This is a genomic window from Pseudalkalibacillus decolorationis (genome assembly GCF_024609785.1).
In the GTDB taxonomy this organism is placed as follows: Bacteria; Bacillota; Bacilli; order Bacillales; family Fictibacillaceae; genus Pseudalkalibacillus; species Pseudalkalibacillus decolorationis.
Window position 1 is genome coordinate 1 of sequence record NZ_JANHJQ010000044.1, and the last position, 24,693, is coordinate 24,693.

A 24,693-nucleotide genomic window follows, 5' to 3' on the forward strand; every position below is an offset into this window, starting at 1 on the left:
TCGTAAACTTTGCAGCAGGTGGAGTAGCTTCTCCAGCAGATGCAGCATTGATGATGGAATTGGGTGCTGACGGAGTATTCGTTGGTTCAGGAATTTTCAAATCCGATAATCCAGAAAAATTCGCACGTGCAATCGTTGAAGCGACAACGCATTATCAAGATTATGAATTAATTGCGAGTATATCAAAAGGTCTTGGAACTGCAATGAAAGGGATCGAAATTTCTTCTCTACACCCATCTGAGCGTATGCAAGAACGTGGTTGGTAAGAGTCGATAAAGGAGACATCAGGAATGATCACAGTTGGTATTCTTGCCCTTCAGGGAGCAGTTCGCGAACATGCGAAGGCTCTTGAAGCTAGTGGAGCAAAAGTTAAAATCGTTAAATGTATGGAAGATTTACAGGAGATCGATGGCCTTGTGATGCCTGGTGGCGAAAGCACAACAATGCGCCGCTTGATCGATAAATACGAGATGTTTCAGCCGTTACAGAATTTTGCTGAATCAGGGAAACCGGTATTTGGGACATGCGCAGGCATGATTTTGATGGCAAAGGAAATCTCAGGTCAAGATCATGGACATCTTGAAGTTATGGATATGAAGGTTCATCGTAATGGTTTTGGTCGTCAGCGTGAAAGCTTTGAAGTGGCGTTAACGGTTCAAGGACTTGAGGAAGAGAGTTATATCGGGGTATTTATTCGTGCCCCTTATATTGAATCAGTAGGCAATGGTGTAGAGGTTATTGCCTCATTCCAGGATAAAATTGTCGCGGCAAGACAGGGACTTTTTCTTGCCTGTGCTTTCCATCCTGAATTGACGGACGATCATCGAATGCACGCGTATTTTGTCAAAATGATTGAAGAATCGAATGAACAGTTGCATAAAATTTCGTAATAGTGTAAAGTACTACTAACACAATTTTCAATTTATTACGTTGATAGGAATTAGTAACAGTCTTTCTTTTCAAAGAGAGCCGATGGTTGGTGTGAATCGGTGAAAGAAACCTGTGAATCCATCCTTGAGTAAAATACTGAACAGGTACTGATGCCTAAGTAAGTTATTTCGACTTGTAACCGTTATATTACAAGAGTGGTATCACTTTTCTTTAAGGAATAGTGGTACAACCAGGGTGGCAACGCGGGTAAACTCTCGTCCCTTCTTTGAGAAGGGATGAGGGTTTTTTTATTTTTTAAAAGGAGGGATAATCATGTTGGATTTAAAATTTGTCCGGGAACATTTTGATGAGGTAAAAGAGAAGCTATCAAAACGAGGCGAAGATTTTTCTGGTCTTGATCAATTTAAAGAGCTTGATGCAAAGCGCCGTGAATTAATCAATCAAACAGAGATTCTGAAAAGCAAACGAAACAATGTATCTAAACAAGTTGCTGAATTTAAGCGTGAAAAGAAAGATGCAGACGATCTTATTAAAGAGATGCGTGAAGTCGGCGAAACGATTAAAGCATATGATAATGAGCTACGAGATGTGGAAGAAAACTTAAAAAACATCATGTTGACAATTCCGAATATTCCTCACGATAGTTCTCCAATTGGAGAGACAGAGGAGGATAATGTTCTAGATCGTAAATGGGGAGACATCCGTGAGTTTAATTTTGAACCAAAGCCTCATTGGGAAGTTGCCGTTGGACTTGATGTTGTTGATTTCGAGCGCGCAGGAAAAGTAACGGGAAGCCGTTTTGCTTTTTACAAAGGGCTTGGAGCACGTCTTGAACGGGCATTGATTAACTTTATGATGGACCTCCATGAGGATCAGCATGGGTATACAGAAATCCTGCCACCATACCTTGTTAATCGTGAAAGCATGACAGGAACAGGGCAGCTTCCTAAGTTCGAAGAGGACGCTTTTAAAATTCGTGAGGAAGATTACTTCTTAATACCGACTGCAGAAGTACCAGTAACGAACTTACATCGGGACGAAATTTTAACGTTAGAGGATCTTCCAAAAACCTATGTCGCATATAGTGCATGTTTTCGTTCTGAAGCTGGATCCGCAGGACGGGATACCAGAGGATTAATTCGTCAACATCAATTCAATAAAGTAGAATTAGTACACTTTGTAAAACCAAAAGATTCTTACAACGCTTTAGAAACATTGACAGGGCACGCAGAAAAAATATTACAGCTTTTAAAACTACCTTATCGAGTTATGAGCATGTGTACGGGGGATCTTGGTTTTACAGCAGCAAAAAAGTATGACATCGAGGTATGGCTGCCAAGCTATGATACGTACCGTGAGATTTCTTCTTGCAGTAACTTCGAAGACTTCCAAGCAAGACGAGCGAATATTCGTTTCCGTCCTGAACCGAAAGCGAAGCCAGAGTTTGTGCACACATTGAACGGATCTGGACTTGCTATTGGCCGTACGGTTGCTGCAATCCTTGAAAACTATCAACAAGAGGACGGAACAGTAGTAATCCCTGAAGTGTTACGATCTTATATGGGGAATAAAGAAATCATCGGTTAAGAAGCTTAAATCGGTAGAGAATCAGGGGTCTTCATAGTACTCTTTTAAGCTTTGAGGATGCCTGATTCTTATTCTTCAAGTAAGAAAGTAGGCTACTGATAAAGAAAACTCGGCTAGCGCCAAGCTTTAGCGCTGGCGATCGCCTTAGTTGTACTTATACTATAGAAAGTATTTTTATACTTTCTTAACGAAAAAAAAGTCGAAATAAGGTTGACGACCCGTCAAATCGATGATACAATTTTCTTTGTCAGTACGGAGGTATACCCAAGTCTGGCTGAAGGGAGCGGTCTTGAAAACCGCCAGGGGCGTAACAGCCTGCGGGGGTTCGAATCCCTCTACCTCCTCCATTTTTATAAATCACAGCGCATAATACAACGGAGATTGTATGAAACTAAAATTCGTTACTAGGTAACGGATTTTTTTTATAAGGTAAGAATGTATAAAATTTAAATACAAATATAACTAAGGTTACCGCCTGGAAAGTTTGGCGGTAACCTTAGTTTTCTTTATCACACATGAATAGGGCGCTTGCGCTTTCCTTATGAATGAACAAGACGAGTCGATTTTATTTTTTGCATGAAGTCATTGAACTCCGGAATATCCATTTGTTGAGCGGAATCAGACAATGCTACAGCAGGGTCAGGATGAACTTCAGCCATGACTCCGTCAGCACCTATAGCAAGTGCAGCCTGAGCAGCAGGGAACAAGAGGTCTTTTCGTCCAGTTGAATGAGTAACATCAACCATTACAGGTAAATGGGTCTCTTGTTTGAGAATAGGTACTGCTGTGATATCAAGTGTGTTTCTTGTTGCACGTTCGTAGGTTCTGATGCCTCTTTCACATAGAATGATTTGGTCGTTTCCTTTTGCGATAATATATTCTGCGGCATACATGAATTCTTCAATCGTCGCCGACAAACCTCGCTTTAATAATACAGGTTTATTGACAGATCCAGCTGCTTTTAATAAATCAAAATTCTGCATATTTCGCGCACCGATCTGAATCACGTCTACATAGTCCAGTGCTAGTTCAAGATCATTAGGATTCAATATTTCACTTACCACTGCAAGGTTAAATTCATTGGCCACTTGACGTAAAATCTTTAATCCTTCAAACCCGAGTCCTTGGAAATCATATGGAGAGGTCCTTGGTTTAAAAGCACCACCGCGCATTAACGTTAATCCCTGGTCCTTGATTGCCTTAGCCACAAGTCGAACTTGTTCATAGCTCTCAACGGCACATGGACCCATAACAAAGTTCGGGTTGCCATCCCCAATTAATTCGCCTTTAATATTGATTACCGTGTTATCCGGTTTTCGTTTCCGTGATACTAAAAGTGCTTTTCGGTTATCCTCCTCTTGCAACTCTAAACTGGCTTTGAAAATATTTTTGAAAATATGTTGAAGAGTAGAGGTTTCAAAAGGTCCATCATTGTTTTCAGCAATCAAGTCCAAAAGGCGGCGTTCACGAACAGGATCAAAACGTTTTACACCCTGCATTTCTTTAATTCTGCCAATTTTCTGTACAACTTCTCCTCGTTGGTTTAGCAGATCTAAAATCTTCAAATTCATTTCTTCGATCTCTGCCCGCAGCACATCTAATTCATTTGACAACATTACTCCACTCCTTTTTTTACACGCATAAAATATTTTGAATATTGTTTAAGACTTTAAAGCAACAAATGCGATGATGTCAACAAGAAATTTTTAAGTGAATTTCATTCGTAAAACTAAAAAGGCTAGTAAATTAGCATTGTAAGCGGATACAATAAAGTTTTTTTCGAAATATTTAATTTTTCCCTTTACAACCGGGGCTTAAGGTGTTAAAAATGGATATTAATATCAAATACGTAAATGCGATGACAGGATCAAGTAATGTTTATCTCACTGTTTTTTAAAGAGAGCTGATGGATGGTGCAAATCAGCACAAAGATAAGCATGAATTTCGCCCCTCGAGCGGCTTTGTCACTAGCTGAGTTTATGAATTCACTTCAACTCAAGTAGTAGAGAAGGACGGTTATGCCGTTATATGAATGAGAGACGGAATAGTTCCGTAATGAGGGTGGTACCGCGATTAAAATCGTCCCTGCTAATTTAGCAGGGGCGATTTTTTTACATTTAGAAAGTATAAAATAGTGCAACCAAGGCGATCACCAGCGATGTGGAGCTTGGTGCTAGCTAAGTTTTCTTTACTAATTTAAGAGAAGGATAGGGGTGTAGGCATGAGATATTTAACGGCAGGCGAGTCACATGGACCACAGCTTACGACTATTATCGAAGGCGTTCCATCGGGCTTACCACTACTAGCAGAAGAAATTAATACTGAATTAGCCCGTCGGCAAAAAGGATACGGCCGTGGTAGAAGAATGCAAATTGAACGAGATCAAGTAAACATTTTAAGTGGGGTTCGCCAAGGATTGACATTAGGGTCTCCTGTTACTCTTTCAATTGAAAACCGAGATTACCAACATTGGACAAAAATTATGGGTGCAGAGCCGCTGGATGATGAAGAGGAACAGGAAATGAAACGACAAATTTCAAGGCCTCGACCAGGGCATGCTGATTTAAATGGAGCGATTAAATATGGGCACCGGGACATGAGGAATGTTTTAGAACGCTCTTCAGCCAGGGAAACAACTGCGAGAGTAGCAGCAGGTGCCGTTGCCAAGCGAATTCTTGCAGAACTAGGTGTCAAAGTTATCGGGCATGTCGTGGAGATCGGCGGGATTAAAGCCAAACTTGAATCCTATGAATCGCTCGAAGAATTACAGCGTATAACGGAAGAATCCCCTGTTCGATGTACCGATAAAGAAGCTGAAGTCAAAATGATGAAAGCCATTGATTTAGCGAAGGAAAATGGGGACTCCATCGGCGGTGTCGTAGAAGTAGTAGCAGTTGGGATGCCGATCGGAGTGGGGAGTTATGTTCATTACGACCGTAAATTGGATGCAATCCTTGCAGCTGCCATTATGAGCATTAACGCGTTTAAAGGTGTTGAGATTGGAATTGGCTTTGACGCTGCACGTAATCCAGGAAGTCTGGTTCATGATGAAATTTTATGGAGCGAAGAGGATGGGTATAGGAGAAGAACGAACAACGCTGGAGGTTTTGAAGGTGGAATGACCACAGGTATGCCAGCTGTCATCCGAGGGGTGATGAAGCCCATTCCAACATTGTATAAACCACTTCAAAGTGTGGATATTGAATCCAAGGAGCCATTTAAAGCAAGCATAGAACGTTCTGATAGCTGTGCTGTTCCGGCTGCTAGTGTTGTTGCAGAAGCAGTTGTTGCATGGGAACTTGCGAAAGCTTTAGTTGAGCAGTTCGGTAGTGACCAGATGGAAGTGATCAAAGGTAATGTTAAACAACATAGAAACCAATCGAGGTTGTTTTAATGGAGACCCTAGCTATTCAGACAAAATCAAAACAGTATCCCCTTTATTTGGGAAATGATTCTATCCATATTCTGAGCTCATTGATTTCAGACCTTACACCAGCGGCTTCAAGCATTTTTATTATTTCGGATTCAGTCGTATCCAATCATTATATGAATCATGTAAAATCGTGCATCCCCAATGATAAAAACGTTTTTCAATTTGTGATTCCAGCGGGTGAGGAACAAAAGTCCTTTGAAAATTATTACGCTTGTCAAACGTATGCTTTAGAATGTGGCCTTGATAGAAATTCGTTGGTGTTAGCTTTTGGTGGAGGTGTGATTGGGGACTTCGCCGGTTTTATAGCTGCTACCTACATGCGGGGCATTCGATTTATTCAGATACCTACTACACTATTAGCACATGATAGTGCGGTAGGGGGAAAGGTTGCGATCAACCACCCACTTGGTAAGAATATGATTGGGGTATTCCATCAACCTGAAGCAGTTATTTATAATCTATCCTTTTTAGACTCGCTGCCTGAACAAGAATGGCGTTCGGGATTTGCAGAAGTGATCAAGCATTCATTTATTAGTAAACAAAACTTTTTTGAATGGCTCCAAATGAATGTTCATTCTCTTAACGACCTACAACATGAAAAGCTGCACGAAGCCTTAAAAAAAGCGATAAGTGTAAAAGCAAACGTTATTTTTCAAGACGAAACGGAGCAAGGTGTACGCGCCCATCTTAACTTTGGTCATACGCTGGGCCATGCTATTGAGGCAGAGTTAGGTTATGGAAGCATAACTCACGGAGATGCTATAGCAATTGGAATGCAATTTGCCCTCCTTCTAAGCGAAAAAGTCTTTCAAAAAGATTTGCAATTTGTGGAGAAGAAAACGTGGTTCGAAAGTTATGGCTATCCAAAGCTGCCTGCACACTTAACTGCGGAACAACTCCTTGAAAGAATGAAAAGAGATAAAAAAACGAAATCAGGCACTATACGAATGGTACTACTGAAGGAAATTGGCTGTATGCAGTTGGTTGAGATTTCGGATGAGTCAATTAAAGAGACATTACATGAGTTCATCGATTCTAATAGTTGATACTTGTCTATTTAACCTGATTCTTTAAAAAAATGAGCAAAGGTGGAGATGTGATGAAAGTTAAAAAACAGTTGTTGTCACTAAACGCTTATGACCCGGGCAAATCGATTGAAGAGGTAAAAAGGGAATTTGGCCTAACAAAAATTGTGAATCTTGCATCAAATGAAAATCCCTTTGGCTGTTCTGAGAAAGTATCAGAAGCATTACGTTCTTTCTCTCACTATTCACGTTATCCGGATGGTTGTGCTGAACTTTTGAGAGGAAAGGTTGCAGACCATTTAGGTGTACAACAAAACCAGCTTCTGTTTAGCAGTGGTTTAGACGAGATGATTCAAATGATTAGTCGATCATTATTATCTCCTGAAACCAATGTCGTCATGGCATCACTTACCTTTCCTCAGTTCCGTCATCATGCAGTCATTGAAAATACAGAAATCCGCGAGGTCCCGCTTAAAGAAGGACGCCATGACTTAGTGGGAATGCAAAAGGTTGTTGATGAACAAACAAGTATCGTCTGGATCTGTAATCCAAATAATCCAACCGGTACGTATGTAAGTGACACGGAAATAAAGAGCTTTATGAAACATATTCCGAAAGATACACTTGTCGTCCTAGACGAGGCTTATTATGAGTACGTAACCGCAAACGACTACCCAGACGCAATGGAACTCATCAATAAGTATGAAAACCTGCTAATTTTACGGACCTTTTCAAAAGGGTATGGCCTTGCATCGTTACGTATCGGTTATGCGATTGGTCATGAAGATCTTATGAGTAAGCTCGAGGTTGCTCGTCTTCCGTTCAATACAAATAGTATCGCACAAATTGCGGCACAGGCAGCTTTAGCAGACGATGAATTCGTAAAGAGATGCTCGTTGGTAAATAAAAATGGCCTACAACAATACTACACATTTTGTAACGAATACAACATCGATTATTATCCATCACAAGGCAACTTCATTTTTATCAAGACAGAGAAGAGCCAACAAGAAGTCTTTCAATATTTATTACAGAGAGGTTATATTGTACGTCCTATTAGGGATGGTATTCGAATAACAATAGGCACTGAAGAAGAAAATGAGGGTCATCTTTCAGTCTTAAAACAAATACTTGTAGAAGATGCATCACAAATAAGACTTTTATCATAAGGAGAACGAGACAGTGAAGAGACGTGTTTTGTTGATCGGAGTTGGTTTGATAGGAGGATCACTAGCGCTTGCGATAAAAAAGGAGCATGATGCTGTGCTGATCGGATACGACCTTAACCTTGAACATTGTAAGCTTGCCAAAAGACTTGAAGTAATTGACGATTTCACTTTAGACATACGTGCTGAAGCAGAAAAAGCCGATTTAATTATCCTTGCTACACCTGTTGAAGAAACAAAAAGGTTATTGGAGGTATTTGAAGGGTATCAGTTCAAACCAAATGTGATTATAACAGATGTCGGCAGTACAAAAGTACACATTCTGAAAAAGGCAGAACGATTACACGAAAAAGGTATTGTATTTATAGGTGGGCATCCAATGGCAGGTTCACACAAAACTGGTGTTGGAAGTGCTAAGGTCCATTTATTCGAAAATGCCTTTTATATCCTGACACTCCTGCCTTTAACACCGTCAAAAAAGATAGATGAACTGAAAAATTGGTTAAATGGTACGAAAGGTAATTTTCAAACGATGGATGCTCATGAACATGATTTAGTCACTGGTATTGTCAGTCATTTTCCACATGTCATGGCTGCAAGCCTTGTCCGACAAGTTGAGAATCATGCGCAACAAAATAAGCTTGTAAACCGTCTAGCTGCCGGTGGTTTTCGGGATATTACGAGGATAGCTTCAAGCAGCCCATCTATGTGGAGGGATATTGTCAGGCATAACCGAGAAATTATTCTGACTCTGTTGGACGAATGGATGATGGAAATGAATGATGTGAGGACATTAGTTGCGAATGGAGACAGCGAAGACATTTATGAATATTTTTTGAGTGCTAAGCAGTTTCGAGATTCCATGCCTACGAGCTCAAAAGGCGCTATTATCGCGTTTCATGATTTATATGTAGATGTTATCGACCATGTGGGAATCATTTCTCATGTAACAACCTTGTTAGCAAAAGAAAATATCAGCCTCACAAATATACGGATCATAGAGGCACGAGAAGATGTATTTGGAGTCTTGAGATTGAGCTTTAACACTGAAGAAGATCACCGAAAAGCTAAGGTGTGTCTCGAAAATCATGATTACCAAACGTATACGACGATGTAGGGGGATATAAATGGATATGATGAGTGTCATGGCAAATGGTAAAGGACTAAAAGGAGTTATCGGTGTTCCAGGTGATAAGTCCATTTCACATAGAGCAGTTATGTTCGGGTCTATTGCCCATGGAAAAACAGTGATAGATGGCTTTTTACCTGGGGAGGACTGTTTAAGTACTATTGAATGTTTCCGGCAATTAGGTGTAAAAATCGAGCAGGAAAATGACCATGTTGAAATTTTTGGAAAAGGAATAAAAGGCCTTCAGGAACCCAATGAAATCTTAAATGTTGGAAACTCGGGGACTACATGTCGTTTGTTACTCGGAATGTTAGCAAATACTCCATTTTTCTCTTGTGTGGTTGGAGATGATTCGATCGCAAAACGACCCATGCAAAGAGTTACAGAACCTCTGAAAGTAATGGGGGCGATTATAGATGGTCGAGAACAAGGTTGTTATACCCCTTTAAGCATTCGGGGTGGAAATCTAAAAGGGATTAATTATGTTTCGCCAGTTGCGAGTGCACAAGTAAAATCTGCTGTCTTACTAGCAGGCTTGCAAGCAGAAGGCACAACTACCTTAACCGAACCGATGCTTTCTCGTGATCATACTGAACGCATGCTTCGAGCGTTTGGATGTCACTTAGTTGCAGATGGATTGACCGTATCTTTGGAAGGAAAACAAGAATTGCAAGCAACCCATATTGAAGTTCCGGGTGATCTTTCATCTGCTGCCTTTTTCTTGGTAGCCGGTGCCATTGTGCCAAATAGTCATATCACAATTAAAAAGGTATGCATAAATCCGACAAGAACGGGTATTCTCGATGTACTGAAAGAAATGGGAGCAGAAATGACGATTTCAAATACCAAAACGCACGTTAGCGAGCCTTATGCAGATATCCATATCAAAACGTCTTCGTTAACTGGGATTGAAATTAGTGGTGAAACAATCCCACGTCTTATTGATGAAATTCCAATAATTGCACTTGCTGCAACCCAGGCAAAAGGAACGACCATTATTAAGGATGCGGGCGAACTAAAAGTGAAAGAAACGAATCGAATCGATATGGTTGTTAATGAACTAGTTAAACTCGGTGCAGATATTGAAGCAACAGAAGACGGCATGGTTATTCAAGGAACGACCAACTTGCGTGGCAATTTCGTAGACAGTCATGGTGATCATCGTATTGGGATGATGCTTGCTATTGCCTCATGTATCGTAAATGGTGAAACATCTATTGATAACAGTGAATCAGTTAATGTTTCTTTTCCGTCGTTTTTTGATCAATTAGAACAATTAAAACATTGAGTATAGGGGATATTTTAATTATCAAAATTGGGTAGCCCTCTCAATTAAAAGAAAAGGGCTCATGACTTACCAACGGGTACTATTATACGTGTTGTAAATTTCGATTACCGTTGATTGTTTCTCCGATCCGTTTTAAGATTACTTCCAATGATTTAGGGTCCTCTTTCAAATCATAATCGTTAATGTTTACGCGTAGAACTGGGCAAGTTGTGAAGTTATTAATCCAGTTCTCATAACGCTTATGCATTTCCTCCCAGTAAGCAATTGGGGTTTGCTGTTCCATCGGTCGTCCGCGAAGCTTAATCCGATCAATAATATCCTGAAGGCTTCCTTCGATATATATCAACACATCAGGATGCGGGAAATATGGAGTCATGACCATCGCCTCAAACAGGCTTGTATACGTTTCATAATCAATACTCGTCATCGTTCCCTTTTCATAATGCATTCTCGCAAAAATACCAGTATCTTCATAGATGGATCGATCCTGGACAAAACCGCCGCCCGTTTCAAACATCCGCTTTTGCTCTTTAAATCTTTCAGCAAGGAAATAAATTTGAAGATGGAAGCTCCAGCGTTCGAAATCATTGTAGAACTTGTCCAAATAAGGATTTGTATCGACCTTTTCCATCGAAGTTGCAAATCCAAGGTTGGTAGCAATCGAGTTTGTCATTGTGGATTTACCGACGCCTACGGTTCCAGCAACAGTGATGACCGCATTTTTTGGAATGCTGAATTTTTCACGGGCGTTCATTGTTTCACTTCCTTTTTGTGGAATGTATCTTGAACGTTTCTTAAGATGGTATCAAGCTGTTCACGATTGTTCACAAAATCAATCTCATCCCCATCGATCGTAAGGACAGGAATCTCGGGATGGAGCTTCTGGAACTGATACATGAATACATCATAATCGGCTGAGACCTGTCGTAAGTAGTTTGGATCGATGTTTTTCTCTACATCTCGACCACGTAAAGAAATACGCTGTAATAACGTATCTAGATTTGCTTTTAAGTATATAACCATATTGGGGGAAGGCATGTCTTTCGTTAGAATCTCAAAAATTTGCATATATTTTTGAAAATGTCGATCCTTCAAGGTCCGCATTGCAAAGATTTTATTTTTGAAAATATGATAATCTGCCACGACCGGTTTCCTATGTTGCAAATACAGTTGCTCGATGTCTTCAAGCTGCTTGAACCGGTTGCAGAGGAAAAACATTTCAGTCTGAAAGCTCCATTCTTCAATATCATCGTAAAATTTACCGAGAAATGGATTCTCTTCGACGATTTCCTTTAAGAGGTGAAAATCAAAAGCTTCACTAACTCCTTTTGCAAGTGATGTTTTACCGACTCCAATGGGGCCCTCGACTGCAATGAAGGGGTTTTTCTCCATAAAAGTGCCTCCCTATGTACGAAATAGACAAATTTTATTGTAGCATATAGCAGGGTATATCGACAGTGCCTTGACAAGCAAAAAAGATGGGTAAGGTCATCACCTTTATCAGATAGGTGATGACCGTCATCTTAGCCCATGAGGACTCCTGCGTCTCTTCCTTTATAACCAGCGAGCGGCTTTTTCAGCAAGATTGGATCTTTCCGTCTTTGCCAGTCGGATAATTCCAATCTCTTCCTCTGTCTTTAGACGTTCAATCGTATAGGTTAGGCCATTGTTTACCGAATCAAGGTACGGATGATCAATTTGATCCGGGTCACCAACGAGGACAATTTTGGTTCCTTTCCCGGCGCGGCTTACAATTGTTTTGACCTCATGCTTTGTAAGGTTTTGTGCTTCATCAATGATAATGAATTGGTTTGGAATACTACGACCACGGATGTAAGTCAATGCTTCGACTTCCATATTTAGTTGTTCAATTTCCTTTTCAATCCTTGGGCTATTCCCGTTTTTATCATTCTTTCGATTGGCATCAGGATCAATATTAAACAGTTGTTCGAGGTTGTCAAAGATTGGCTGCATCCAAGGACGGAGTTTTTCGTCTTTTTCCCCTGGTAAATATCCGATATCCTTTCCCATTGGTACAATTGGTCGAGCAACAGTTACCTTTGTGTAATGCTTCATGTCTTGTGTTTCATGTAGGGCAGCAGCAAGAGCAAGCAAGGTTTTCCCTGTTCCAGCTTTTCCGATAGCACAAACCATTTCAACCTTAGGATCCAAGAGCAATTCCAGAAACATTCGTTGTTCAACGTTTTTTGGACGGAGGCCCCAAATAAATTGGTCGTCGTCAATATAGAAGAATGGTTTTAAGGTGAGTCTATTTGTCACCTTATGAACCCGTCCAACTGCTGATTGGCTTGAGCCGGTATTACTTTTAAGCAATAAGAAATCTTGTGGGTGCACATCAATTTGAAGATATTCGGCAAGCTCTGTTAGGGGAAGTGCGTGCTCGGTGTGAAAAGTATCAATTAAATCAGGGGAAACCTGAAGTTCGTGGCAACCTTTGTGAATGGTAAGGGAGCTCTCAACTAGACGATCATTCTCATAAAGCTGAGCCATGAAATTGTGTTTGTTGAGTGACTTTGTCAATGCGTCAGATTTTGCGATTAATAAAATGTCATTCGATACCAAGACGACATCTCTTTTTGGTTGTTCGATGGCAATATTAACTGCAACAGCAAGTATGCGATTATCATTCGAATCCTCGCTGAATACACTCTTAATATGTTCAAATGAGCGGTGATTGAGCTCAATGTTCAATGTTCCACCGTGGTCAAGTGGAAATGGTTCGTGTAGCCGGTCTTTGTACTTTTCACGCAAGGTTTTGTATTGCCGGCCAAATTCCCGAGCATTCCGACCAACTTCATCTTGCAGCCTTTTTTTAGAATCAATTTCTTCGACCACCACAGCAGGGATAACCACATCATTTCCTGCGTACTTAAATAGTGAAGCAGGGTCATGTAAAATTACGTTTGTGTCCAAGATATAGACCTTATTCAAGGATCCAACCCCTCTCGAGAAATGACTAGTATTCGCTTTACTTATTCTGTTTTATACCTATCTTTACCTTTATTACACGTTAAAAAAGTGTAAATATTGTCTATAGTATAAGCTTTTCTTTATATTATATGAGGTGAGTACCAATTCGGTATCCGTACACGTGAACATTTGTAGAGTGAAACAGGTTAAAGGGCGAAACACCAAGCTTTATAAGGTAAGGACGGTATTTGTACCATGTATATGTCCACTCTGTCCATTTCATAAGTGGAACATTAATTTCCTAATATTTATTTACGTGAGCGTCTTAAGTGATTATAATAGGATAGGGATGACAAATAATTGGCCCCGTAGCTCAGTGGATAGAGCGTCGGTTTCCTAAACCGTGCGTCGCAGGTTCGATTCCTGCCGGGGCCGCCATTATAAAACACTTTATATTAATATATACTAGCAATTGCTACCTTTTTTGGAGGTGGAATATGACTGAAGATAAAAACATCAAAGTAATAAAAGCCAGTTCAAATGAATTAGATTTAGTTGCGGAGCTTTTTGATAAATATCGGGTTTTTTATGGGCAGCCATCTAATGTAGAAGAAGGCAAGAAGTTTATTCAGGAGAGAATGAAAAATGATCAATCCGTTATTTTGTTGGCGGTTGAAATTGAAACAAATAGTTTAAGACCACTAGGATTTGTACAGCTTTATCCAACTTTTTCATCGGTCGCTATGAAGAAACGATGGATTCTAAATGATTTATATGTAGATCAATCAGTAAGACGAAAAGGTGTAGCGAAAACATTAATGCAAAAGGCAAAGGAATACGCTTTAGAAACTGGTGCAAATGGATTAACACTTGAAACGGCTAAAGATAATTACACCGCACAACGTTTATATGAATCTATTGGATATGAAAAAGATGACGAATGTTTCCATTATCATATTTCCCTACAATAAAAAAAGTAATTATTATAGAAATTTTTGAGGATAATTTGTTCATTATGAGCATTTATCCTTTTTTTACACGTTAAGAAAGTATAAAAGTTTGCGGCATGGATGTAATGTCCAGCTTCAGCGCCCAACCACTTGGATCACTTCAGGCCTCCTGCGGCGGCAACACACTGAAGTACTTCATGTATATTCCCACGCAGGGCCGAACTCGTTTGGGCCGAGCCTCCTCGTCGGTCTTCCAGTGACCTTCGTGACTAAGCAGGGCGCTTNAGTACTTCATGTATATTCCCACGCAGGGCCGAACTCGTTTGGGCCGAGCCTCCTCGTCGGTCTTCCAGTGACCTTCGTGACTAAGCAGGGCGCTTGAGCTTTTCTTATATTCAAATAGTCATTAACATATTCCGAACTGGGTGAATATCCTAACGATGAAAAGAAGAAGGAGGGATATTCAATTGAGCAACAAAATTCCAGGCAGTCCTCGCCAAGGTCAGGGAGGTCACGAGCCTGTACGGGATGGTATTAAAGCACGTTGTGAAAAGTATAAGGACTACCATGTTATGGGACAAATGCAAGATGGCTCATGGATGAATGGTATTATTACAGATACCGATGGGGAAAGTGTGACCATGTTAGTTCCTGAACTAGTGGATGGAGATCAAGTAAACAGGCAATATGGATACGATGACGACGATGATGACTATGATGATGGGTATGGTGGACGTAGAAGAAGATATCGCCGTTACCGCCGACGTCGTTTCCCATATCGGTTTTTTAGAAGATTATTTCGTTACCCATACTACTACCCATATTATCCTTGGTTTGGATATGGTGGAGGGTATGGCGGGGGATACTACTAAGATTCCCTCGAGCAATATGAAAATAGTTGGATTAGGCAAGAGTTTTTCACGAAGGTGAACTCTTGCCTATTCGTTTGTTCAACGTTAAGACAATCGCATTATTATAATACAGGAAAAAAACATATCATTTATTCGGTTGAACAATGAGAGGGATTGCGTTCTTCTTTTTTTATGAAGCAGTAAAGAAAGTACTTCAACAAAAGAGTCATAAAATTAGGAACATGCAGAAAAAACTAACAAATTTACATGCCTGTTTGCTTTCGATAAACTGGAAATAAGCTAGGTTACATCTAAAGGGGGCAATACAAATGAAAAAACTTCTAGCGTTTTCAATGTTATTTTTACTCCTATTTACGACTGCTTGTGGAAGTAATGAGAATAATGCAAGCGGATCCAAGAAGGATGAAGAAGCAAAGGAAGAAAAAGTAGATCAAACAGAGATAAAGTCTGCTTTGCTAGATTTCCAAAGTGAAGTTGTTGATGTACTACAAACACAGCATAAGCCGTTCGCGGCATTTGAAAGCAGTAAGATGATGGCAAATGACCCTGAAGCAGCGGCTGAAGAAAAGCCAGCAAAGGAAGAGCTTCAATCACTTATGAAAAAGGCAAAAGCAGCTGGACCAAAAGCCGCAGAAGCAATCCTTGCCATTGAAGTACCAGCTGAACTTGATCAATATAAAAAAGAAATCCAAGCGGCACTTGAAGACGCTGCAAAATCCTATGAAGTTCGTGCTGAAGACCTAACACTTGAACCAGATGAAAAAGCGCAAAAAGAGGCGGACAAGCTTTTTGTAAGCTTTGAAAAGAAGATGGGTAAAGTTTTTGAGGACGTTGATTTATTACCACCAAGCTTTTCAAAAGCAATACAGTAATAACAACCGGGGATGAACCAAATTGCGCAACCATTATGTTTGATGGGAAAACGCTCAAGGTTCATCCTTTTTCAATATATTATAAAATATAGAAATTTTTTATATTTTCCTTGCAACCAAATGGTGTATAACTCGTCTTTATATTAGGCACTTCAAAAGGCAGTTCTAGATAGATATTATGAATGCTGATTGAATTGTCAACTATTAGATAAAAAGGGGAGAAATACATCATGAAAAAATTATTGATGTTTGCGATGCTGTTGATGCTTGTATTTGCAGCGGCATGCAGTCAGGAATCCGAGGATTCTGCGAGTGAGGACAAGAATACAGAAACAAAAGACAGTGAAGAAAGCAAAGGTTCTGAAGAAGCTGATCTCAAAACTGAGTTACTTAACTTTCAGGCTGAAGTTGTTGACGTTCTTCAGGAAAACAACAAACCATTTGGTGAATTTGTAGATGCAAAAGCAACTTACAATGATCCAGAAGCTGAAGCAGCGGACAAACCTTCAAAAGAAGAGCTTACATCATTAATGGAAGCGGCTAAAGCAGCTGGACCAAAGGCGGCAGAAGCTATCCGTGCGATCGAAGTGCCAGCTGAACTTGATAAATATAAGGAAGATATCGAAGCAGCACTTGAGGATGCAGCAAAATCCTACGAGGTTCGTGCTGAAAACGTAACGATTGAAGCAGATGAAGAAGCACAAAAAGAAGCGGATGAATTATTCGCAGGCTTTGAAGAAAAATTCGGTGCAGTCTTTGAAGAATTAGGCTTAACAGCACCTAGCTTTTCAGCTGAACTATAAATTATTTGGATAATACAGGAGGGACTGACGCTTTTATAGCTCAGTCCCTTCGTTTATACATTTAAAAGATAAATACTTTCTTTATAAAAATGAAACTACATTACTATTAGGACAATCAATCAATTTCACCATTCTAACATTACGAACCAATTCATTCATTCAATAGGACTTTTGCATTATGGTACAATTTTAAAAGGTTGTATAAAAATTTCAAACGTTCAAAAAATTTTCAACCATTCGATACCAAAATCGTCTATATAAATAGGGGATGTTCCAACAACCATCGAAAATAGGGAAGTGGAACGGAGGGAGAATCGATGGAGAACTTTAGACAGGTTTTACAAGAAAAACAGACCTTTAGCCTTGAAAGCTTACGATTACATAAAGAAGAGATTATGGAAGAAGTCGTGAATTATTTTGGTGAACGACTTACTAGACTTGCCTACACATATGAAAAGGACTGGGGAAAAGCAGAGGATATTGTACAGGAAGTATTCATTACCTGCTACTCTAAGCTGGAAACATTCCGCGGAGAAGGTTCGCTGAAAAACTGGTTGTACAAAATCACGGTGAATCGTTGTAAGGATCATCTAAAGAGCTGGTCTTATCGAAATCTTTGGTTCGGGAATCCTTTTTCCCTGTTTAAGCAAGAACAAGATAATAAGACACCAGAGCTTTGGTTAATTGTTGAGGATGAATACAATGAACTGGCTAACTCAATTCTTGAATTGCCGCTTAAATATAGAGAACTCATTATCCTTTATTATCAAGAGGAAATGCCCTTATCGGAAATTAGCTTAATGTTAAACGTAAAGACTGCCACATTAAAGTCACGCTTATTTCAGGCGCGTAAGTTGTTACGTACTTCCTTAGAAAAAGGGGCGGATTTTGATGGAAGATAAGCTGAAGAACTTGGATAAGATTATGGAGAAGGCTGTTTATCAAAAGAAACGCTTTTCCGAGGAAAGAAAAGATAGAGTTATGAAACAAATCCGGAAACAAGATAGACCTTCCCGGTTTGAAAAGTTTATATGGGTATTGAAGCCTGTTCTCAGTTTAACCGTGTGTCTTTTTTTACTAATCTTTTCAGTGAATTTCATCCTTCAACCACCTAAGGAACAGACTGCTGATCATGAAATAAAACGGGAAGCCGTTGCAAGCTTGCCACTTCTAAATCGAATATCACATATTGCTAAACGAGATAATCAGATCATTCACCAAGTCAGTATTTCAAAGAGAGATCATTATTTATTCTTGAGCATTCAAGTAAAACCCTCGGCAAATGAATCGAATATAAGAACGACAATTGAAGGAATGTTTCGGAGAGGGTCTGAGCTTTATTTAGATAAAGAAATGGAATCAATCGATGAAATTGGAGCGCCTTGGGGAGATTATACAGTCGATATTACAGTCTTTGAGAACCTTGACCAAAAAGGAATTTGGGAATGGGAAGAGGAAGGCACCTATCTATTTCGGGGGGTTAAACCAAAGGACCAGGATTTTATTACGTGGTTAGATAAAGAGAAGCATTCAAATAACTAATCGGGCAAAAGGGATATAAAAGGGGAGTTGATATCATGGTGTTTGTCGCACATCAATTGCTACGCTTTGTCTTAATTGTTTTCGGGATTATTCTTATGTCCGGCCTTCCGACAATAATGCCTTCAGGGGGTTCTTTTATCTTGAACTGGTCAGGGTATTTGGATAGTGTCCAACAGGTTGTAACAGGTTTATTAACCCCCCAAGACATAACTTACAATACTGAGGGAGCAATTCGTCCTTTAATGCCCCTATTGTCAGATACGGTGGTTTATTCGTTAATTATTGTAATGAGTGCTATTTTATTAGCGTTGTTTTTCGCAGGGTTATTAACGTTTGTTACGATGCTCTTACCTCGGAAATGGATAAAGCGTGTGAAAGTAATCACGTTTGTTTTCGAATCATTACCCGATCTATTGATTATTATTATGTTTCAAATTGCAATCGTTTGGGTGTACAAAAAAACAGGATTGCTTGTGTTTGATGTGGCATCGTTGCCTGGGGAGAGAATCTACATGCTGCCGATCATTTGTTTATCGATTCTACCAATGATTCAGTATTTTAAAGTGATGGTTTCCATAGTAGAAGGAGAGCTTGAAAAGCAATATGTTGAACTTGCAAGAGCTAAGGGACTTATTCAAGGTAAAATCTTAATTGTGCATGTTTTACGCAATTCAATGGCAAGTATCTTGAACTATTCGAAAACAATTATTTGGTTTATGCTTTCGAATCTATTGGTTCTTGAATATATTTTCAACATTAATGGAATTATGAATTTCTTATTTGAATATTTAAGCCCAACCGTTTTTGCAATAAGCTTATTATCCATCTTTATCCCGATCTTTTTGCTCCTTGTTCTGGGACAATGGGTGCTTGAAAAGACCACGAATGAAAAGGTTGTGATGTAAGGTGGTGAAACGTTTATTTACAAACGGCTACTTTTTGGCCGGCTTTGGATTTATAGCCATACTTTTAGCAATTAGTTTCCTTCACACATACATTTGGGATAACTATGTCGCGCAAACGCAAATTTTATATGATGGAGCAAAGGCTGTTGCAGCGGCACCACTTTCACCAAGGTGGGAAATCCCATTTGGAACCGACTCTCTTGGTTTTCACTTTACTCATATGATTTCGATAGGTGCTAAATATACCATCGGCATTGCAATACTCATTGCTTTGATACGTCTCGTTGTTTCGTTTGTGTTTGGAGTACTTTATGGCGCCTATTTATATCGATTTCGCCGCTATGTAACTTGGATGGTTGATGTATTTAACTACATACCTGTTACGATTCTTGCACTATTTATATTATCTCCTTTCCTTGTCGAAACTCCGGCAGGGTTTGCATACACTTTTTGGGAACGTGTTGGAGTTGAAGTAGTGGTTCTTGCTTTTCTAGCGGTTCCGCCTGTTTCCATTTTAATTGGGAATGAAATGGGTAGGATTTTCGAACAAGAATTTATTGATGGTGCGAAAATAATTGGAGGAAGTCGACTTCATATTTTATTGAAGCATGTCAGGCCGCATATTCAACCTCAGTTGTGGATTATTTTCATGCAACAATTGGTACAGACAATGCTTGTTCTCGCACACCTCGGGTTTTTCAAAGTTTTTTTTGGAGGGACGAATTTAAGCTTCGATCCGCTTTGGCCAGATCCACCACAATCCCTTTCATATGAATGGGCAGGGTTGATTGGTTCAGGAATACGAAATCTGACCCTAACTCCATGGGTCGTTCTCGTTCCTATAGCCTTCTTCGCTCTCACAATCCTAGCAATGAACTTGATGCTTGAGGGAATCAAAAACGTGACTGAGAACTGGCGTGTTGTAAATCGTCCGATCAAAGTAACCGTGCAGACAACCAACCCTGTTGCTGATGAAGAACAATTTGTTCCTGTTAGTAAGAAAGGCACTGTGCAACGAAGAGAATTAAAACTAGAAAACAAACATTAACTTGTGTGGACTGACCCAACACGAGGAGTCAGGCACCTTCGAAAAACATTTCAGCGCAACAAACTTACTTGTTGTTAAATGTTGTGTCAAACGGAGGAGCCAGACACCTAGGGTCAGTCTTTTTATTTATTTTTTAAAAAAATTATATCCTTGCCGTGAAAGTAAAGAAAGCCCTTACATTATGGAATGTTTGAAATCACCTATTGTAATAAGAAATAATCTTACTTATAATGTCCACTATACAAATACAAATGTTCACACAAGGGGAACAATGGAAAGGTTGGTTGGATGGAATCAATATCTGTTGGATTATTAGGGTTAGGTACGGTCGGTTGCGGGGTCGTCAAGGTTATTGAAAATCATCAAGACAAATTAATGCATCAAATAGGATGCCCTGTGAAAATTAAAAAGGCTCTTGTGCAAGAGGTGAACAAAGTAAGAGATGTAGATGTTGATACCTCTATACTAACGCTTAATCCGGAAGACGTTCTATTAGATCCAGAGATTGATATTATCGTAGAAGTTATGGGTGACATTGAAAAAACGAAGGAATACTTAATTCAGGCGATTCGACAGAAAAAACATGTCGTAACAGCAAACAAGGATTTAATGGCTGTCTATGGTCCTGAATTACTGTCCCTTGCATCTGAGAATCAATGTGATTTGTTTTATGAAGCGAGTGTGGCCGGCGGTATCCCTATCTTGCGTAGTTTAGTAGATGGATTAGCGTCAGACCGAATTACGAAGATGATGGGAATTGTAAATGGAACAACCAATTTTATTTTGACAAAAATGACCAAAGAGGGGCGTTCTTTTGATGATGTCTTATCAGAAGCCCAAGCCCTCGGATATGCAGAAGCTGATCCTACTGCAGATGTAGGAGGTCTTGATGCCGCACGCAAAATGGCAATTCTTTCAACACTCGGTTTTTCTATGAATATTGATTTAGATGATGTAAAAATAAAAGGAATCACGGAGGTTACAGGAGAGGACCTACAATATGCTAAGCAGTTCGGTTATACGATGAAGTTAATCGGATATGCTCATCGTGAGGATGACCGGGTAGAAGTTAGCGTAGAGCCGACTTTATTAGAGGATTCCCATCCATTAGCTTCAGTTCATGATGAATATAATGCCGTATACGTTTACGGGGAAGCAGTCGGAGAGACAATGTTCTACGGACCGGGTGCAGGCGGTCTACCTACAGCAACGGCTGTTGTATCAGACTTAGTGGGAGTAATGAAGAATATGCGACTTGGCGTAAATGGAAAAAGCGCCGTTAGTCCGCAATTTTCGAAGCTGCTTAAAGAAAATGAAGAAATTTACTCTAAATACTTCCTTCGATTACATGTAGAAGATGAGGTTGGAGTATTAGCCAGTGTTACTTCCGTCTTCTCTCGTAATGGGGCAAGCTTTAAGAAAGTATTACAAAATCCACTGCAAGAGCAGAAGAAGGCGGAAATCGTTCTAGTCACTCATCAAGCATCCTTAAAAAACTTTGAAAAAATCCTTATGGAGTTAAGGGATTTAGAGGCTGTCCATCTAGTAAAAAGCACATATCGTGTCGAAGGAGGCAACGCTTAATGAATAAATGGGGCGGTTTACTATCCGAATTTCAATCGTTTTTACCAGTAACTAATAAAACTCCACAGCTCAGCTTGAATGAAGGGAATACGCCCCTCATTAAGCTTGAATCCCTTTCAAAGGATCTCGGAGTAGAGCTTTACGCAAAAGTAGAGGGGGCCAATCCAACTGGTTCCTTCAAGGATAGAGGGATGGTTTTAGCTGTAGCTAAAGCAAAGGAATCAGGAAGTGACACCGTTATCTGTGCTTCGACAGGGAATACGTCAGCGGCTGCCGCTGCTTATGCCGCAAGGGCGGGAATGAAATGTATCGTTGTCATCCCTGATGGGAAAATCGCTCAAGGAAAGCTTGCACAAGCAGTTATGTACGGAGCTGAAATTATTTCGATAAATGGGAACTTTGATGAGGCGTTAAAAATTGTCCGAAATATTAGTGAAAAGGAATCGGTGACGCTCGTAAATTCTGTGAATCCTTACCGAATAGAAGGGCAAAAAACAGCTGCCTTTGAAGTGTGTGAACAGCTTGGTGAGGCACCGGACATTTTAGCTATTCCAGTTGGAAATGCAGGTAACATTTCTGCTTATTGGAAAGGGTTTAAAGAATATAATCAGACAAAAAATTCCGGGTTACCGAAGATGTACGGTTTCGAAGCAGAAGGAGCGGCTGCGATCGTTCATAACCGTGTCTTCCCTCAACCTGAGACGCTTGCAACGGCGATTCGAATCGGCAACCCTGCAAGCTGGACACTTGCCATCAATGCATTGAAAGAATCTTCAGGCCATATTGATGAAGTCAGCGACCAGGAAATCGTTGCAGCTTATCAGCTGCTTGCAAAAACAGAAGGTATTTTTGCAGAACCGGCTTCCTGTGCTTCTCTCGCAGGTATTCGAAAGCTGCATTCACGTAATAAACTAGAGCTCGGTCAAAGAGTTGTAATCGTCTTAACTGGTAATGGATTGAAGGACCCTGTAACAGCGATGACAGAAAGTCCTGTGCAACCGACGAAACTCCCGAATGATCAAGATGTCGTAACGGAATATATAAAAGGTACCATCGGAGTATGACAAATGGGTACTGGCAAATTCGTGTACCAGCCAGTACGGCTAATCTTGGTCCGGGGTTTGATTCAGTCGGTTTAGCACTTAATCGCTATTTAACGTTAACAATCTCTCATCATCATCGCTGGGAAGTGATAGCTCTTTCCCAATCTTTAGAGCAGTTTCCGAATGATGATACAAATTATATAGTCAGGATTGCAATTGAGACGGGAGCTGCATTCGGTGTCGACCTCCCGCCTTGTTTAGTCGAAGTGAAAAGTGATATCCCATTAGCTCGGGGGCTTGGTTCGAGTGCAGCAGCCATTATTGCAGGAATCGAGTTAGCGGATGCAGTAGGGAATTTACGATTGTCGCAAAAGGCTAAACATGAATTAGCGACACAATATGAAGGCCACGCTGATAATGTAGGTGCATCTCTATATGGTGGACTAGTAGTGAGCTGTGAGACGGATGAAGGCATTGATCTTCTCGTCATTGATGATTTACCAATCTGCGTTGTAACTGTTTCTCCTAGAGAAGAGCTTAAAACGGAAAAGTCACGAGGAGTGCTTCCAGAACAGCTAAGCTATTTGTTGGCTGTAAAAGCGGGAGCCGTCTCAAATGTTCTAATTGCCGCACTATTGAAACATAACTGGGAAGTGGTCGGTAGAATGATGAAGGGTGATTTGTATCATCAGCCATACCGTAAACAGTTACTTCCTCATTATGTAGAAGTAGAGGGAATGGCGGAAAGAAATGGAGCGATTGGCGTCGCCTTAAGTGGAGCCGGCCCGACGATTGCCTGTTTTGTGGAAGAAGATAAGAGTGACTGGCTTTATAAGCAAATGCATCAAGCCTTTCCCAACATGCTCGTCCAATATCTAACCATCGACAACAAAGGCGCCAGCACAAAACCCGTCCCCCAGGACACAGCTCTTTAACTTAATAAAGTCCAGTAATGGCACATTGTATTTTCGAAGCCAGTTAAGGTAAAGTGGAATGTATAGCTCATTACTAGGAGAAAGAGATGTATTATACAACAGATAAGATTTATATGAAAAAGGCAATTGCGTACGCCAGACAAGCATTTTCTTTAGGTGAGGTTCCCATCGGTGCTGTTATTGTCAAGGACGGAGAAGTTATTGCATCAGCCCATAATTTGAGAGAAACAGAACAACGTGCCGTTGCCCATGCCGAGCTTTTAGCAATTGATGAGGCGTGTAAAAGGCTTGGGACATGGCGGTTAAGCGATTGCACATTATACGTTACTTTAGAGCCATGTCCAATGTGCTCTGGCGCTATTGTTCTCTCTAGAATTGACAGGGTTGTCTACGGAGCTGATGATCCAAAAGGTGGCTGCGCGGGTACAATAATGAATCTACTTGACGAACCTCGCTTTAATCATCAGGCAGTCATTACGTCAGGAGTTTTAGCAGAGGAATGCGGAGGGTTACTCAGCTCTTTCTTTCGGGATATAAGAAAGATTAGGAAAGAGAATAAACGTGGAGATTGAATTGTTCATAGAGGAAAGAAAATTAACTAACTTAATGAAATGAAGACTAAAAAGGCGGCTACTAGCTGCTTTTTTATTATGTTAAGAAAGTATATAAATTAGGCTGCATCGATGCGA

Annotated in this window: 23 protein-coding genes, 2 tRNA genes, 1 pseudogene and 2 other annotated features; of the genes and pseudogenes, 22 read left to right on the forward strand and 4 right to left on the reverse strand. The window is 40.2% G+C overall.

Annotated features, from left to right (window positions below; all coding sequences use genetic code 11):
• The 4 genes and pseudogenes from NON16_RS23835 to NON16_RS23850 form a co-directional block, all read left to right on the forward strand.
• Positions 1–266: pseudogene (locus NON16_RS23835) on the forward strand (pyridoxal 5'-phosphate synthase lyase subunit PdxS); the annotation flags it as partial.
• A gap of 24 nt (positions 267–290) precedes the next feature.
• Entirely contained in the window at positions 291–890 is a 600-nt protein-coding gene (pdxT, locus tag NON16_RS23840) for a pyridoxal 5'-phosphate synthase glutaminase subunit PdxT (RefSeq protein ID WP_257351962.1), read from the forward strand.
• Positions 891–921: 31 nt separating this feature from the next.
• Positions 922–1,156: a binding site (T-box leader), on the forward strand.
• Positions 1,157–1,203: 47 nt separating this feature from the next.
• Positions 1,204–2,478, forward strand: a complete 1,275-nt coding sequence (gene serS, locus NON16_RS23845; protein WP_257351963.1) for a serine--tRNA ligase — start codon at positions 1,204–1,206, stop codon at positions 2,476–2,478.
• A 254-nt stretch (positions 2,479–2,732) separates the two neighbouring features.
• Positions 2,733–2,825: transfer RNA gene (locus tag NON16_RS23850), tRNA-Ser, on the forward strand.
• A gap of 192 nt (positions 2,826–3,017) precedes the next feature.
• Here NON16_RS23850 and NON16_RS23855 read toward each other — a convergent pair.
• Positions 3,018–4,094: a bifunctional 3-deoxy-7-phosphoheptulonate synthase/chorismate mutase gene (locus NON16_RS23855; RefSeq protein ID WP_257351965.1), complete on the reverse strand. Its 1,077-nt coding sequence runs from the start codon at positions 4,092–4,094 to the stop codon at positions 3,018–3,020.
• A 233-nt stretch (positions 4,095–4,327) separates the two neighbouring features.
• Positions 4,328–4,568: a binding site (T-box leader), on the forward strand.
• Between the two features lie 131 nt (positions 4,569–4,699).
• On the opposite strand from NON16_RS23855, the gene aroC reads away from it, so the two are divergent.
• From aroC to aroA, 5 genes are read left to right on the forward strand one after another with little or no spacing between them, the layout of a single operon-like run.
• On the forward strand, positions 4,700–5,872 hold the full coding sequence (aroC, locus tag NON16_RS23860) for a chorismate synthase (protein WP_257351966.1): 1,173 nt from the start codon (positions 4,700–4,702) through the stop codon (positions 5,870–5,872).
• On the forward strand, positions 5,872–6,957 hold the full coding sequence (aroB, locus tag NON16_RS23865; RefSeq protein ID WP_257351968.1) for a 3-dehydroquinate synthase: 1,086 nt from the start codon (positions 5,872–5,874) through the stop codon (positions 6,955–6,957). Before aroC ends, aroB begins: the two co-directional genes overlap by 1 nt.
• 53 nt (positions 6,958–7,010) lie before the next feature.
• Positions 7,011–8,105 (forward strand): histidinol-phosphate transaminase, encoded by a 1,095-nt coding sequence (gene hisC / locus NON16_RS23870; RefSeq protein WP_257351970.1) that lies wholly within the window; start codon positions 7,011–7,013, stop codon positions 8,103–8,105.
• Between the two features lie 13 nt (positions 8,106–8,118).
• Positions 8,119–9,219 carry a prephenate dehydrogenase gene (locus NON16_RS23875; protein WP_257351972.1) on the forward strand — a complete coding sequence of 367 codons (1,101 nt, stop codon included), beginning with the start codon at positions 8,119–8,121 and terminating at the stop codon, positions 9,217–9,219.
• A gap of 10 nt (positions 9,220–9,229) precedes the next feature.
• Complete coding sequence (gene aroA, locus NON16_RS23880; protein WP_372508875.1) at positions 9,230–10,519, forward strand: 3-phosphoshikimate 1-carboxyvinyltransferase; 1,290 nt, start codon at positions 9,230–9,232, stop codon at positions 10,517–10,519.
• Between the two features lie 82 nt (positions 10,520–10,601).
• On the opposite strand, the gene NON16_RS23885 is transcribed toward aroA, so the two are convergent.
• From NON16_RS23885 to NON16_RS23895, 3 genes are all read right to left on the reverse strand, one after another.
• The gene (locus NON16_RS23885; RefSeq protein WP_257351974.1) at positions 10,602–11,273 is read right to left on the reverse strand and encodes a deoxynucleoside kinase; all 672 of its coding nucleotides are present in this window, start codon (positions 11,271–11,273) and stop codon (positions 10,602–10,604) included.
• A complete protein-coding gene (locus tag NON16_RS23890; protein ID WP_257351976.1) occupies positions 11,270–11,911 on the reverse strand; it encodes a deoxynucleoside kinase in 642 nt (213 codons plus the stop codon). The genes NON16_RS23885 and NON16_RS23890 overlap by 4 nt, the downstream gene beginning before the upstream one ends.
• A gap of 162 nt (positions 11,912–12,073) precedes the next feature.
• A complete protein-coding gene (locus NON16_RS23895) occupies positions 12,074–13,471 on the reverse strand; it encodes a PhoH family protein (protein ID WP_257351978.1) in 1,398 nt (465 codons plus the stop codon).
• A 341-nt stretch (positions 13,472–13,812) separates the two neighbouring features.
• Between NON16_RS23895 and NON16_RS23900 the strand changes: the two genes are divergently transcribed.
• From NON16_RS23900 to tadA, 13 genes are all read left to right on the forward strand, one after another.
• Positions 13,813–13,888 (forward strand) — tRNA-Arg (locus tag NON16_RS23900).
• A 59-nt stretch (positions 13,889–13,947) separates the two neighbouring features.
• Entirely contained in the window at positions 13,948–14,421 is a 474-nt protein-coding gene (locus NON16_RS23905; RefSeq protein ID WP_257351980.1) for a GNAT family N-acetyltransferase, read from the forward strand.
• A gap of 446 nt (positions 14,422–14,867) precedes the next feature.
• A complete protein-coding gene (locus tag NON16_RS23910; protein ID WP_257351981.1) occupies positions 14,868–15,272 on the forward strand; it encodes a hypothetical protein in 405 nt (134 codons plus the stop codon).
• A gap of 308 nt (positions 15,273–15,580) precedes the next feature.
• Positions 15,581–16,144, forward strand: coding sequence for a hypothetical protein (locus tag NON16_RS23915; protein ID WP_257351982.1), 564 nt, complete (start codon positions 15,581–15,583; stop codon positions 16,142–16,144).
• Between the two features lie 230 nt (positions 16,145–16,374).
• Positions 16,375–16,947 (forward strand): hypothetical protein, encoded by a 573-nt coding sequence (locus tag NON16_RS23920; RefSeq protein ID WP_257351983.1) that lies wholly within the window; start codon positions 16,375–16,377, stop codon positions 16,945–16,947.
• Positions 16,948–17,264: 317 nt separating this feature from the next.
• Positions 17,265–17,849 carry a sigma-70 family RNA polymerase sigma factor gene (locus NON16_RS23925; protein WP_257351984.1) on the forward strand — a complete coding sequence of 195 codons (585 nt, stop codon included), beginning with the start codon at positions 17,265–17,267 and terminating at the stop codon, positions 17,847–17,849.
• Positions 17,839–18,489 carry a helix-turn-helix domain-containing protein gene (locus NON16_RS23930; RefSeq protein ID WP_257351985.1) on the forward strand — a complete coding sequence of 217 codons (651 nt, stop codon included), beginning with the start codon at positions 17,839–17,841 and terminating at the stop codon, positions 18,487–18,489. The genes NON16_RS23925 and NON16_RS23930 overlap by 11 nt, the downstream gene beginning before the upstream one ends.
• A 35-nt stretch (positions 18,490–18,524) precedes the next feature.
• Entirely contained in the window at positions 18,525–19,394 is an 870-nt protein-coding gene (locus tag NON16_RS23935) for an ABC transporter permease subunit (RefSeq protein WP_257351986.1), read from the forward strand.
• Between the two features lies 1 nt (position 19,395).
• The gene (locus tag NON16_RS23940) at positions 19,396–20,442 is read left to right on the forward strand and encodes an ABC transporter permease (protein ID WP_257351987.1); all 1,047 of its coding nucleotides are present in this window, start codon (positions 19,396–19,398) and stop codon (positions 20,440–20,442) included.
• Positions 20,443–20,730: 288 nt separating this feature from the next.
• The gene (locus tag NON16_RS23945) at positions 20,731–22,026 is read left to right on the forward strand and encodes a homoserine dehydrogenase (protein WP_257351988.1); all 1,296 of its coding nucleotides are present in this window, start codon (positions 20,731–20,733) and stop codon (positions 22,024–22,026) included.
• On the forward strand, positions 22,026–23,090 hold the full coding sequence (gene thrC, locus NON16_RS23950; protein ID WP_257351989.1) for a threonine synthase: 1,065 nt from the start codon (positions 22,026–22,028) through the stop codon (positions 23,088–23,090). The genes NON16_RS23945 and thrC overlap by 1 nt, the downstream gene beginning before the upstream one ends.
• Entirely contained in the window at positions 23,087–24,004 is a 918-nt protein-coding gene (thrB, locus tag NON16_RS23955; protein ID WP_257351991.1) for a homoserine kinase, read from the forward strand. Before thrC ends, thrB begins: the two co-directional genes overlap by 4 nt.
• Positions 24,005–24,090: 86 nt before the next feature.
• Positions 24,091–24,576 (forward strand): tRNA adenosine(34) deaminase TadA, encoded by a 486-nt coding sequence (tadA, locus tag NON16_RS23960; RefSeq protein ID WP_257351993.1) that lies wholly within the window; start codon positions 24,091–24,093, stop codon positions 24,574–24,576.
• Positions 24,577–24,693: the final 117 nt, after the last annotated feature.